The sequence below is a fragment of the Ramlibacter pinisoli genome (assembly GCF_009758015.1).
Classification (GTDB): Bacteria; Pseudomonadota; Gammaproteobacteria; order Burkholderiales; family Burkholderiaceae_C; genus Ramlibacter; species Ramlibacter pinisoli.
Genome location: NZ_WSEL01000003.1, coordinates 1,145,850 through 1,158,630 on the forward strand (window position 1 = coordinate 1,145,850; position 12,781 = coordinate 1,158,630).

Below are 12,781 nucleotides of genomic sequence, written 5' to 3' on the forward strand. Positions count from 1 at the left end.
GGTGCCGCACACCCTCGGCATCGACTTCGGCACCTCCAACAGCGCCGTCGCCACGCTGGGTGCGGACGGCGCGGCCTTCCCGCTGACGCTGGAGGGCGAGGCGACGACGTTGCCGACCGCCGTCTTCTTCAACGCCGAGGACCGCACGGTCCATTTCGGCCGCGACGCCATCGGCCTGTACCTGCAGGGCGTCGACGGGCGCCTCATGCGCTCGCTCAAGAGCCTGCTGGGCAGTGCCCTGCTGCGCGAGCGCACCGCCATCGGCTGGGGCGACATGAGCTACCAGGAGATCCTGGCGCGCTTCCTGGCCGAACTGGCGCAGCGCGCCCGGGCCCGGGTCGGCGAGGTGTCGCCGCGCGTGCTGCTCGGGCGGCCGGTGCACTTCGTCGACGACTCGCCCGAGCGCGATCGCCAGGCCCAGGCGGCGCTGCAGGAAGCGGCTCTGGCGGCCGGCTTCGAGGAGGTCGCCTTCGAGCTCGAACCGATCGCCGCCGCCTTCGACCACGAACGCCGGCTGGACCGCGAGGCCCTGGTGCTGGTGGTCGACGTGGGCGGCGGCACGTCCGACTTCACGGTGGTGCGCCTCGGGCCGCAGCGGATGGCGGCGGCCGATCGCACCAGCGACATCCTGGCGACCACGGGCGTGCACATCGCCGGCACCGACTTCGACCGCAAGCTCAACCTGGCGCAGGTGATGCCGCTGCTCGGGCTCGGCCACACGGGCCCGCAGGGCCGGCCGGTGCCCAGCCCGGTGTTCATGGCGCTGGCGACCTGGCACCTGATCAACTTCCAGTACGCGCCCCGGGTGCTGGCGCAGGTGCAGGGCCTGCGGGTGAACTACGCCGACACCCGCCTGCACGACCGGCTGCTGGCGGTGCTGAAGCTGCGCCTGGGCCATCGGCTGGCCAGCGAGGTCGAGCAGGCCAAGATCCTGTGCTCGCAAACCGGCGGCAGCGCCCGCATCGACCTCGCCGAGGTGGAGCGCGGGCTGGAGGCGATGCTGGATGCCGCCGGGATGACCGCGGAACTGGCGGACCCGCTGGAGCGGGTGGTGGCCTGCGCCCAGGAGTGCACGCGCCGGGCGGCGCTGGGACCCGGCCGCCTGGACGCGATCTACCTCACCGGTGGCTCGTCCGCGCTGCAGCCCCTGCAACAGCGCCTGCGCGCCGGGTTCCCCGGCGTGCCGCTGGTGGAGGGCGACCTGTTCGGCGGGGTGGCCGCCGGCCTGGCCTACGCGGCAGGCCGGGGCTGAGGGCGCCTCAGGGCAGCGTGCGCAGCGCCTGCATGTAGTGCGGCTGCACCATCAGCTCGTCCCACTCGGGGACTGGGCCCACCGGCAGCAGCGCCAGGCGGCGGTGCTCGCTGGCCGGCTGCGGCGTCCAGCGGCCCTTCAGCTGGGCCTCGGCCAGGCCGTCGAGCAGTTCGTCGACCGGCCGCCCGTCGCCGGTCGACTGGTTGCACAGCAGCACCATGTCGCAGCCGGCCTGCAGCGCGGCGACGCCGGCTTCGGTGTAGCTCACGGTCTTGCCGCCGATGCGGCGCGCGCCCTCCATGCTCAGGTCGTCGCTGAAGATGGCGCCGGCGAACCCGAGCCGGTCGCGCAGCACCGCCTGCAGCCAGCGCGGCGAGAAACCGGCCGGCAGCGCATCGACCTTGGGGTACACCACGTGGGCCGGCATGACGCTGGTCAGCGTCGTGTTGAGCCAGCCATAGGGCGCGGCGTCGTCGGCCAGGATGGCCTTGAGCGGGCGGTCGTCGACCGGGATCTCGGTGTGCGAATCCGCCCGGACGTGCCCGTGCCCCGGGAAGTGCTTGCCGCAGTTGGCCATGCCGGCCTGCAGCAGGCCGTGCATCAGGCTCTTGGCCAGCATGGCCACCACGCGGGCGTCGCCGTGGAAGGCGCGGTCGCCGATGACGCCGCTGCGGGACGCGCCGGCGCCGGCGTCTTGCCAGTCCAGGTCGAGCACCGGCGTGAAGCTGAAGTCGACGCCACAGGCGCGCAGTTCGGCCCCGAGCACGTAGCCGGCCGCCGTGGCGGCGTTGGTGGCGGCCAGCGCGTCGCGCATCCAGAGCTCGCCCAGCACGCGCATCGGCGGCAGGTGGGTGAAGCCGTCGGTGCGGAAGCGCTGCACCCGCCCGCCCTCGTGGTCGACGCAGATCAGCAGGTCTTCTCGCACCGCCTTGATGTCGGCGCACAGCCGCGTCAGCTGGGCGCGGTCGCGCCAGTTGCGGGCGAACAGGATCATGCCGCCGGTGAGCGGGTGCGCGAGGCGCTGGCGGTCGGTGTCGGTGAGCTCGGTCCCGGCGATGTCCAGGATCAGGGGCGCGTGGTCGGTCATTTCGTTGGGTGTTTCTCGACGACCACGTAGCTGGCCGCGTAGTCGGTTTCGTCGGTGACGCTGACGTGGGCCCGCAGGCCCTGGGCCTCGAACCAGCGCTTGAGCTCGCCGTGCAAGACGATCACCGGCTGGCCGCTGGGCAGCTTGGCGATCTCGCACGCGCGCCAGGTCATCGGCATGCGCATGCCCAGGCCGACCGCCTTGCTGAAGGCTTCCTTGGCGGAGAAGCGGGTGGCCAGGAAACTGACCCCGCGCTCCGGCCAGCGGGCGCTGCGCTCACGCCAGGTGGCGAGTTCCCCGTCGGCCAGGATGCGGCGGGCGAAACGCTCGCCATGGCGCTCGAGCGAGGCGCGGATGCGGCGCACGTCGCAGATGTCGGTGCCGATGCCATGGACCACGGACGGCCCTCTCAGCGGTAGGCCGCGTCGATGCAGGCCAGGTAGGCCTTCACGGTCGCGGCGTAGCCGAGCTCGAGGGCGTCGGCCACGAAGGCATGGCCGATCGACACCTCCTGCACGCCGGGCACGGCCCGCAGGAAGTCGGTGAGGTTGTCGCGGTTGAGGTCGTGGCCGGCGTTGACCTCCAGGCCGGCGTCCAGCGCCGCCTGGGCCGCCTGGGCGAAGCCGCGCAGCACCTCGGCCCGGTTCGGGGCACCGTGGGCGCGCGCATAGGTCTCGGTGTAGAGCTCCACCCGGTCGGCCCCGACGGCCCGGGCCGCGGCCATGAGGTCCGGGCGCGGATCCATGAACAGGCTGACCCGCACCCCCAGCGAACGCGCCTCGGCGATGACCGGGCGCAACCGCTCGGCGTCGGCGGGGAAGTCCCAGCCGTGGTCGCTGGTGAACTGGCCTTCGCTGTCGGGCACGAAGGTGGCCTGGTGGGGACGCAGCTGGCGCACGTGCTCCATCAGGTTGTGGAACGGGTTGCCCTCGATGTTGAACTCGGTGCCGGGATGGTGGCCGACCAGTTCGCTCAGGGCGGGCACGTCGTCGCCGCGGATGTGCCGGCCGTCCGGCCGCGGGTGCACGGTGATGCCGTGGGCACCGGCCTGCAGGCACAGCGAGGCTGCGCGCACGACGCTGGGGATGCCGAGGTGGCGCGTGTTGCGCACCAGGGCGACCTTGTTGAGGTTGACGGACAACGCCGTCTTCGAGGCGGTCATAGGGCTTGCAGGTCCAGCATCAGCTGGCGGGTGCGCAGGGTCGGGACGCCGCAATGGTAGTGCAGCAGGTGCCGCAGCTGCGGCTTGAGTTCCTGCATGCCGGCGACCGCGCGCAGGGTGGCCGTATACGGCGCCTCGTCGTCCAGCGCCCGCTGCAGGTCCTGCCATTGCGCGCCGGCCAGGCTGGCGCGTTCCTGGTCGGCGCCGGCGAGCACCAGGCCGCCTTCGGGCACCAGCGCGTAACGTGCCGACGGCTGCAGGTCCTGCAAGGTCGTGGTCTGGGCGTCGAGCGACGGCAGCAGGCCGATCTCGCGCAGCAGCAGCAGCTCGAAGGCCCGCAGGCCCGGCTGCAGCGCCTCGCCGTGTTCGGACCCGAGCACGTGGACCACTGCGGCATAGGCGTCGAACAGGCGCGGGTGCGGGTCGTCGCGCGCCAGCAGCCGCAGCAGCAGCTCGTTGACGTAGTAGCCCGAGAGAAGCGCGTCGCCAGTCGGCATGACCTGGCCGCCCACCCACTCGGCGCCCTTGAGGGCGCGGATCTCGGCGTCGCCGCCGAAGGCCACGCGCAGGGGCTGCAGCGGCAGCAGCACGGGGCGGAAATTGGAACTGGGCCGCTTGGCCCCCTTGGCCACCAGCGCGATGCGGCCGTGGTGGCGGGAGAACACTTCCAGGATGAGGCTGGATTCGCTCCAGTCGTAGCGGTGCAGGACGAAGGCGGGCTCGTCCGAGATCCGCCTACTCGTAGCCAAAGCTGCGCACCCGGGCTTCGTCGTCGGCCCAGCCCGAGCGCACCTTGACCCAGAGCTCGATGAAGACCTTGGCGCCCAGCAGCTTCTCCAGCTCCTGGCGGGCCTCGGTGCCGATGCGCTTGAGGCGCTCACCCTTGTCGCCGATGATGATGGCCTTGTGGCCGTCGCGCTCGACCACGATGGTGGCGGCGATGCGCACGAACCGGCCGTGCTGCGGGCTCGGCTCTTCCTCGAACTTGTCGACCACGACCGTGGACGTGTAGGGCAGCTCCTCGCCGGTCAGGCGGAACAGCTTCTCGCGCACCGTCTCGCCGGCCAGGAACTTCTCGCTGCGGTCGGTGAGTTCGTCCTCTCCGTACCACCAGGGCTGCTCGGGCAGGTACTTGCCGACGATGGCGAACAGCCGCTCGACGTCCTTGTCGTTCCTGGCCGACATGGGCACGAACTCGGCGAAGGCATGGCGCTCCTGCATGTCGCGCAGCCAGGGCGCGATGTCGCCCCGCCGCCCCACCTGGTCGAGCTTGTTGGCCACCAGCAGGGCCGGGATGCCGGGCTTGAGCAGCGACAGCACCTTGGCGTCGCCCAGGGTGAACTTGCCGGCCTCGACCACGAACAGCACCACGTCGACGTCGCCGACGGCGCCCAGCACGGTCTTGTTGAGCGAGCGGTTCAGGGCGGTGCCGTGCCGGGTCTGGAAGCCCGGGGTGTCGACGAAGACGAACTGACTGGTGCCGGTGGTGCGGATGCCGGTGATGCGGTGCCGGGTGGTCTGCGCCTTGCGAGAGGTGATGCTGATCTTCTGGCCGACCAGCGCATTGAGCAGTGTCGACTTGCCCACGTTCGGCTTGCCGACGATGGCGACCAGGCCGCAACGCTGGCCGCTGCCGTCGCCGACGGCCGGGGCGGGTGTCTCGGGATGGTCGCCGGTCACTTGGTCCTCGCCTTCAGCGTCAGCAGCATGGCCGCGGCCGCGGCCTGTTCGCCGGCCCGGCGCGAAGCGCCGATGCCGCGCTCGGTGACGCCCAGCTCGGGGATCTCGCACTCGACGTCGAAGGTCTGCTTGTGGGCGGCGCCGAGGGTGCCGGCAACGCGGTAGACGGGAAGCTTCATCTTGCGGCCCTGCAGCCACTCCTGCAGTTCGGTCTTGGGGTCCTTGGCGGCGGCCTGCATGCTGGGCGTGATCTGCATGTCCTGGAACAGCCGCCGCACCAGAGCTTCCGCCGCGGGGTAGCCGGCGTCAAGGTGAACTGCACCGATCACCGCTTCCAGGGCATCGGCCAGGATCGACGGCCGCTTGCTGCCGCCCGAGCGCGCCTCGCCTTCGCCCAGGCGCAGCACGTTGGCCAGGCCCAGCCCGACGGCCAGCTGGAACAGGGTGTCCTGCTTGACGAGGTTGGCACGCACCCGCGACAGGTCGCCTTCGGGCAGGTCGGCCAGCTTCTCGTAGAGCATGGCCGCCACGGCCAGGTTGAGCACCGAGTCCCCGAGGAACTCGAGCCGCTCGTTGTGCTCGGCGGAGAAGCTGCGATGCGTCAGGGCCTGCCGCAGCAGGCCGGCGCGGGCGAAGCGGTGCCGCAGGCGGGCCTGCAGGGCATCCAGGTCGGGGGCTTCGCCATTCACGCGGTCTCTTGCGCCTACTTGCTCTGGTAGGCGTACTTGAGCAGCAGGAAGGCCGGCCCGAACATGTGGATCTCCTTGTTCCAGGCGACCTTCACGACGTTGCGGTCACCCTGCTTGGTGATCTCCAGGTCCTTCGGGGTGACCGACTTGATGTCGTCGACCGCCGAGGCCTTCTCGAAGGCGACCCGCACTTCCTGCGGGTTGGCCCCGTCCTTGGACCTCTCGATGGCCTTGACCACCGCCTGGTACTCGAGCATCGTGGGGATCGCCTGGGCGACCAGCACGCCGACGCACGCGAGCACCGCGATGACGAAGATCAGGCCGATGAAAGAGATGCCGCCCTGCCGGCTTCTCAAGTTGCGCTCCATTTTTTTCCCCCCTCGCTGCGCGAAAACCTCACTCGAACGATCCGATGCGTTTGAGGCTGCTGAAATTCATCCAGATGAAGAACGCCTTGCCGACGATGTTGCGGTCGGGCACGAAGCCCCAGAACCGCGAGTCGAGCGAGTTGTCCCGGTTGTCCCCCATCATGAAGTAGTGCCCTGCGGGCACCTTGCAGACCACCCCCTCGACACTGTAGCGGCAATTTTCCTTGAAGGGAAAGTCCTCGGCGCCCGGAATGAAGGCCGGACGCTCGTCGTCGTTCAGGATCGCATGCGTGCGTGGCCCCAGCACCTCGCGGAACTGGCGCGAGTAGCGCATGGAGTCCTCGTCGAAGAAGTCGGGCAGCGCATCCTTCGAGACCGGCTGGCCGTTGACGGTGAGCTTCTTGTTCAAGTACGCCACTTCGTCGCCGGGCACGCCGACCACCCGCTTGATGTAGTCGAGGCTGGGCTTGGGCGGGTAGCGGAACACCATGACATCACCGCGGGCGGGCGGCGTGCCATCCGTGAGCTTGGTGTTGATCACCGGCAGCCGGACGCCGTAGGCGAACTTGTTCACCAGGATCAGGTCGCCCACCAGCAGCGTCGGGATCATCGAGCCGGACGGGATCTTGAACGGCTCGAACAGGAACGAGCGCAGCACGAACACGGCCAGGATGACTGGGAACAGGCCGGCGGTCCAATCCAGCCACCACGGCTGCATCAGCAGGCGCTGGCGGCCCTGGGCGACGTCAACGTTGTCGACCTGGGTGATGCCCTGGGCGGCCAGCTGGCCGCGGCGCTCCTCGGCCTGCACGACCAGCGCCTCGGCGGCCTGGCGGCGGCGCGGCAGGAAGTACAGGCGCTCGGCCAGCCAGTACAGGCCGGTGACCACCGTCGCCAGGAACAGCAGCAGCGCGAAATTCCCCTCGACGATGCCGAGGTACCAGGCGACGGCGTAACCGGCGAAGGCCGCGAGCACCGCGGCGGTGATCGTCGGCATGCTCATTCCTCGACCTGGAGGATGGCGAGGAAAGCCTCCTGGGGCACTTCGACCGAACCGATCTGCTTCATGCGTTTCTTGCCTGCTTTTTGTTTTTCCAGGAGCTTGCGCTTGCGCGAGATGTCGCCCCCGTAGCATTTTGCCAGCACGTTCTTGCGCAGCGCCTTGATGGTCTCGCGGGCGATGATGTTGGCGCCGATGGCGGCCTGGATCGCCACGTCGAACATCTGGCGGCTGATGATCTCGCGCATCTTGGCCACCACGGCCCGGCCCCGGTACTGCGACTGGGTGCGGTGGACGATGATGGACAGGGCGTCGACCTTCTCGCCGTTGAGCAGGATGTCGACCTTCACCACGTCGGACGGGCGGTACTCCTTGAACTCGTAGTCCATGGAGGCGTAGCCCCGGCTCACCGACTTCAGCTTGTCGAAGAAGTCCAGCACGATCTCGCCCAGCGGCAGCTCGTACGTGAGCATCACCTGGCGCCCGTGGTAGGCCATGTTGATCTGCACGCCCCGCTTCTGGTTGGCCAGCGTCATGACCGGGCCGACGTACTCCTGGGGCATGTACAGGTGCACCGTGACGATGGGCTCGCGGACCTCCTGGATGCGGCCCTGGTCGGGCATCTTGGCGGGGTTCTCCACCATGATCACCTCGCCGTCGCCCTGCACCACCTGGTAGACCACGCTGGGTGCCGTGGTGATCAGGTCCTGGTCGAACTCGCGCTCGAGCCGCTCCTGGACGATCTCCATGTGCAGCAGGCCCAGGAAACCGCAGCGGAAGCCGAAGCCGAGCGCCTGGCTCACCTCGGGCTCGTAGTGCAGCGAGGCGTCGTTCAGCTTGAGCTTCTCCAGTGCGTCGCGCAGGCTGTCGTACTCGCTCGCCTCCGTCGGGTACAGGCCCGCGAACACCTGCGGCTGGATCTCCTTGAACCCCGGCAGGGCCTCGGTGGCGCTGCCGGCGTTGTTCGGCAGCTTCTTCTCCAGGGTGATCGTGTCGCCGACCTTGGCGGCCTGCAGTTCCTTGATGCCCGCGATGATGTAGCCCACCTCGCCGGCGTTGAGCGCCTCGCGCGGCTGGTTGGACGGCGTGAAGACGCCCAGGCCGCCGGCCTCGTAGACCGCGCCGGTGGCCATCAGCTTGACCCGCTCGCCCTTGCGCAGCGTGCCGTCGACCACCCGCACCAGCATGACCACGCCGACGTAGCTGTCGAACCAGCTGTCGATGATCATGGCGCGCAGGGCGCCGTCGGCGACGCCGCGCGGCGCCGGCACCTTGGCGACGATGGCCTCCAGGATCTCGTCGATGCCCATGCCGGTCTTGGCCGAGCAGGGGATCGCCGCGGAGGCGTCGATGCCGATCACGTCCTCGATCTCCGCCTTCGCGTTCTCTGGGTCCGCCTGCGGCAGGTCCATCTTGTTCAGCACCGGCACCACCTCGACACCGAGGTCGAGGGCCGTGTAGCAGTTGGCGACGGTCTGGGCTTCGACGCCCTGGCTGGCATCGACGACGAGCAGCGCGCCCTCGCATGCGGACAGCGAGCGGCTCACTTCGTACGAGAAGTCGACGTGTCCCGGCGTGTCGATCAGATTGAGGTTGTAGACCTGTCCATCGCGCGCCGTGTACTGCAGTGCGGCGGTCTGCGCCTTGATGGTTATCCCACGCTCCCTCTCGAGATCCATCGAGTCGAGAACCTGCTCTTCCATCTCCCGATCGGACAACCCGCCACACCGCTGGATCAGGCGATCCGCCAGCGTCGACTTGCCGTGGTCGATGTGGGCAATGATCGAAAAGTTTCTGATGTGATTCATCAACGGGAGCACTTAAGTGATTGATTCAATTCGGAGCGCACAAGAAAAAAGGGCGCGTCGAGTGGCGACGCGCCCTGAACCAACAATCTATGGCAACTGCGATAGTTGGAGCTTCATTGTAGGCAAAAAGCCCCGGGCGTACAGCCGACCGGGCGCCGGGAACGCCTCGTTGCCGCCCAGCAACATGGAATTCATCCACAGGTTGTTCACAGTTTTCAAAAGGGGGTTGCAGGACAAGTTGTGGGCGATCTGTGGATCAGCAGGAGACTTGGCCGGGCCATCCCGCATCGTGGACTGAAGGCCGGTCCATATGCATGAAACCGGCAGATCCGGGGCGAGATTCTATCCATCGGACGGGGTGCGCTCCTTCGGAGTCAGTGCACACCAACGTCCATTGTTGAGCTCATCCAGTCAGGAAAAAAATTTCTGGAGGCCTGCGAATCGGCCATTTCGCGGCCGGAAAGCCCCCAAGCCCGACTACGGGTTCGGGGCTTTTCCGCCACGACCCCGGGTCAGCGGGCGGGCCGCAGCAGCAGGTAGGTCGCCAGTTCGCCTCGCCGCAGGAGCACCGGGACGGCCTTGCTGCGGTCGACCTTCGCCACGGTGGCGTCGAACTCGCGCACGCTGTTCACCTCCGTGTTGCCGATCGCCACGATGATGTCGCCCTCGCGGATGCCGGAGCGCTGGGCCAGGTCGGTGACAGCATCGACCTTCACGCCCCCCTTGATCTTCAGCTCCTTCTTCTGGGCGTCGGTGAGTTCGCTCACGACCAGACCGAGCGACTGGGCCGCCGGCGAGCCCTTGGGCCGGTCGTCCGGCGCCTGCGCCTTGCGCACGGGCGGCTTCTCGGGCTCGAACTCGGCAATCTGCACGCCCAGGTCGCGCATGGCGCCGCGCCGGAACACGGTGATCGTCGAGCGGGTGCCCGGCTTGGTGTTGCCCACCAGGCGCGGCAGGTCGGTGGCCTTGTCGATCGCCTGGCCGTTGAACTTGGTGATGATGTCGCCGGCCTCGACGCCGGCCTTGTCGGCGGGCGAGCCTGATTCCACGCTGCGCACCAGCGCGCCCTGCGGCTTGCCCAGGCCGATGGACTCGGCCACATCCTTGGTGACCTGGTCGATCTGCACGCCGATGCGGCCGCGCGAGACCCGGCCCGTGGTGCGCAGCTGCTCGGCCACCCGCGCGGCCTCGTCCATCGGGATCGCGAACGAGATGCCCATGAAGCCGCCGGAGCGCGAGTAGATCTGGCTGTTGATGCCGACCACCTCGCCGCGCAGGTTGACCAGCGGGCCGCCCGAGTTGCCGGGGTTGATGGCGACGTCGGTCTGGATGAAGGGCAGGTAGTCGCCGGTGTCGCGCGCCTTGGCGCTGACGATGCCGGCCGTCACGGTGTTCTCCAGGCCGAACGGCGAGCCGATGGCCATCACCCATTCACCCACCTTGAGCTTGCTCACGTCGCCGATCTTCACGAACGGCAGGCCGGTGCCCTCGATCTTCACGACCGCGACGTCGGTGCGCTTGTCGGCGCCGACGATCTTGGCCTTGAACTCGCGCTTGTCCGGCAGCGTGACCAGCACCTCGTCGGCGCCTTCCACCACGTGGGCGTTGGTCATGACGAAACCATCCTGGGACAGGATGAAGCCGGAACCGACGCCGCGCGGCTGTTCCTCGCCCGGCTGGCCGGGCGCGCGCGGCGAACGCGGCACGTTGGGCATGGGCATGCCGAAGAAGCGGCGGAAGAGCTCCTGCATCTCGTCGTCGGCCTGCCCCTGCTGCTGGCTGCCGGCGCGAGCCCGTTCGACCGTGCGGATGTTCACCACGGCCGGCCCGACCTGCTCGACCAGGTCGGTGAAGTCCGGCAGCCCCGTGCGTGGTTGCGGTGCGGACTGGGCAGCGGCGGGCGGCGCGTGCAGCACGGCCGCGCCGGAGGCGACGAAAGCCGCGGCCAGGGCGACGCTGCGCAGGAGGGGGAAACGGGTTCGGATCATCGGCAACCTCATCTTTCTCGATAGCCGGGGCTCGGCTTCAGAACCCGCAAGGGCACTTTGGTTCACTTCACCCGGCGGCTGCCGGCACATGGGGGCTCAACGACGCCGCTCAAGACTCTGCGCGAAGGCCTTCAGTGTCGGCGGCGGCACCTCGCCGACCACGGTGAGCCACCAGTCGTCCAGGCGACGGGTGAGTGTCTGCGTGGCGCCGGCGGCCAGGATGCCTTCCTGCTGGTGGCGCTGGCGGTCGTACGGCTCGAGGAACAGCGACACGGACGCCAGGCCGTCGGAGAAGATCCACTGCATGCCGCCCTGCGCCGGCCCCGGCCCTGGAGCCGGACGCTTGTAGCAGCTCATCGGGTTGAATCCGGCGACGGGCGATTTCATCGCCCACCCCTCTGCCGCCGGGCTGGTCTTGACCGTCTCGGCGCGCTCGAAGCGCCAGCCGACCGGCGTCTTCATCATCTGGACCAGCTTCTCGGGCCGCAAGGGGCTGTCGAGCTGCAGCTCGGAGAAAGCGGCCTGCTCCAGCACGTTGCCCTCGGCATCCAGCGTCTGCAGCTTGATCACCAGGCCGGACCGCTTCTCGCTCCAGACCCGGTAACCGAACCGCAGCTGGTCCTTGGGCACCAGCTGCACCACGTCGGCATCGAAGCCGGCGACGCGCTCGGTGCCGACCCGGCGCGCCTGGTAGAACTCGGGGATCGAGGTGTCGCTGGACTTGAGCAGGTTGGGGAACAGGTCGAGCGACTCGTGCCTCTCGGCGCGCACCACCCGCTGCTCGGGCAGAAAGGTGAGGACCTCGTCGTTGCGGCGGAAGGTGGAACGGGGCGCTCCTGACAGCACCTCGACCCTCTCGACCTGCTGGGAGGGATCGGCCGCATGCCAGATGCGCGCGCTGGACATGGCGCCGGCACCCGAGGACACCACGAACGTGCCGACGTAGTTGCGGCGCGAGGCGTCCTGCATGCGGAGCAGCCACTCGTTGATGCCGCGCTCGGACGGCACCCCGGAAGCAGGAGGGGAAGCGGGTTGCGCCGCCGCCAGCCCGGCGGTGCCGAGCGCCAGCAGGGCGAGCCAGCGGCGCCAGGCGGCGGATCGGGGCAGGTACGGCGTGGGCGTCATGCGGGCGGCTTACCGGGACGGTCCTTCGAAGGTGGCGTTGCGCAGGAAACCTGCGGGCATCTGCAGCGCGGATGCGCCGCCGAACTGGCGGTGCGCCGCCAGCAGCTCGTCCAGGCGCGGGTCGCGGATCATGAGGGCACCGGTCTGCGTGCGGGCCAGCACCGTGGCTTCGGCCACCACCGGCGCCGGCTTCGATGCGCTCGCCAGTTGCGGCTGGCTGGCCGAAGGGCCGGCCGAGCCCAGCACCGACCAGCCCACGGCCGCGACCGCGGCCATCGACGCCACGCCCGCCACCAGCTTCCAGCGGAACGTGCCGTCGTTCGCGGCCGCCGGCATCACCGGCTGGTCGATCGGGATGCCCAGGACCGGCCGGTCGGCCGCGAGGCCGGGTTGCTCCTGCGCCAGGCGGGCCGACAGGCGGGCGACGAAATCGGGCGCCGGCGCACCCAGCGCCAGCTCGCGCGAGCGCAGCACGTCGCCCACCACGTGGTACGCATGCCAGGTGGCCCGCGCCTCGGGATCGGCGCAGGCTGCCTCGACTGCCAGTGCGAACGCCTCACCCTGGAGTTGCCCGTCGGCGAGGGCGGAAATCCGTTCGTTGCCGTTCATCTTGTCGTCCATC

13 protein-coding genes are annotated in these 12,781 nt (G+C 69.3%); 1 reads left to right on the top strand and 12 read right to left on the bottom strand.

The features are described 5' to 3' along the window. The first annotated feature begins 1 nt into the window (after position 1). Positions 2 to 1,252 (top strand): Hsp70 family protein, encoded by a 1,251-nt coding sequence (locus GON04_RS06695; protein ID WP_338050905.1) that lies wholly within the window; start codon positions 2 to 4, stop codon positions 1,250 to 1,252. Positions 1,253 to 1,259: 7 nt separating this feature from the next. On the opposite strand, the gene nagZ is transcribed toward GON04_RS06695, so the two are convergent. From nagZ to GON04_RS06755, 12 genes are all read right to left on the bottom strand, one after another. Then, a complete protein-coding gene (gene nagZ, locus GON04_RS06700; protein ID WP_157397163.1) occupies positions 1,260 to 2,339 on the bottom strand; it encodes a beta-N-acetylhexosaminidase in 1,080 nt (359 codons plus the stop codon). Beyond that, a complete protein-coding gene (gene acpS, locus GON04_RS06705; protein ID WP_181653923.1) occupies positions 2,336 to 2,737 on the bottom strand; it encodes a holo-ACP synthase in 402 nt (133 codons plus the stop codon). Before acpS ends, nagZ begins: the two co-directional genes overlap by 4 nt. An 11-nt stretch (positions 2,738 to 2,748) precedes the next feature. Next, positions 2,749 to 3,501, bottom strand: coding sequence for a pyridoxine 5'-phosphate synthase (locus GON04_RS06710; RefSeq protein WP_157397164.1), 753 nt, complete (start codon positions 3,499 to 3,501; stop codon positions 2,749 to 2,751). Further along, entirely contained in the window at positions 3,498 to 4,250 is a 753-nt protein-coding gene (recO, locus tag GON04_RS06715) for a DNA repair protein RecO (protein WP_157397165.1), read from the bottom strand. Before recO ends, GON04_RS06710 begins: the two co-directional genes overlap by 4 nt. Continuing rightward, positions 4,237 to 5,181, bottom strand: coding sequence for a GTPase Era (gene era, locus GON04_RS06720; RefSeq protein WP_181653924.1), 945 nt, complete (start codon positions 5,179 to 5,181; stop codon positions 4,237 to 4,239). Before era ends, recO begins: the two co-directional genes overlap by 14 nt. Next, on the bottom strand, positions 5,178 to 5,870 hold the full coding sequence (gene rnc / locus GON04_RS06725; RefSeq protein ID WP_181653925.1) for a ribonuclease III: 693 nt from the start codon (positions 5,868 to 5,870) through the stop codon (positions 5,178 to 5,180). Before rnc ends, era begins: the two co-directional genes overlap by 4 nt. 14 nt (positions 5,871 to 5,884) lie before the next feature. Continuing rightward, complete coding sequence (locus tag GON04_RS06730; protein ID WP_232532947.1) at positions 5,885 to 6,226, bottom strand: DUF4845 domain-containing protein; 342 nt, start codon at positions 6,224 to 6,226, stop codon at positions 5,885 to 5,887. 40 nt (positions 6,227 to 6,266) lie between these two features. Further along, positions 6,267 to 7,235 carry a signal peptidase I gene (lepB, locus tag GON04_RS06735; protein ID WP_157397167.1) on the bottom strand — a complete coding sequence of 323 codons (969 nt, stop codon included), beginning with the start codon at positions 7,233 to 7,235 and terminating at the stop codon, positions 6,267 to 6,269. 2 nt (positions 7,236 to 7,237) lie between these two features. Next, positions 7,238 to 9,046: a translation elongation factor 4 gene (gene lepA / locus GON04_RS06740; protein ID WP_157397168.1), complete on the bottom strand. Its 1,809-nt coding sequence runs from the start codon at positions 9,044 to 9,046 to the stop codon at positions 7,238 to 7,240. Positions 9,047 to 9,558: 512 nt separating this feature from the next. Further along, entirely contained in the window at positions 9,559 to 11,034 is a 1,476-nt protein-coding gene (locus tag GON04_RS06745; protein ID WP_157397169.1) for a DegQ family serine endoprotease, read from the bottom strand. Positions 11,035 to 11,130: 96 nt separating this feature from the next. Continuing rightward, positions 11,131 to 12,159, bottom strand: a complete 1,029-nt coding sequence (locus tag GON04_RS06750; protein WP_157397170.1) for a MucB/RseB C-terminal domain-containing protein — start codon at positions 12,157 to 12,159, stop codon at positions 11,131 to 11,133. Between the two features lie 9 nt (positions 12,160 to 12,168). Beyond that, positions 12,169 to 12,780, bottom strand: coding sequence for a sigma-E factor negative regulatory protein (locus GON04_RS06755; protein WP_157397171.1), 612 nt, complete (start codon positions 12,778 to 12,780; stop codon positions 12,169 to 12,171). Position 12,781: the final 1 nt, after the last annotated feature.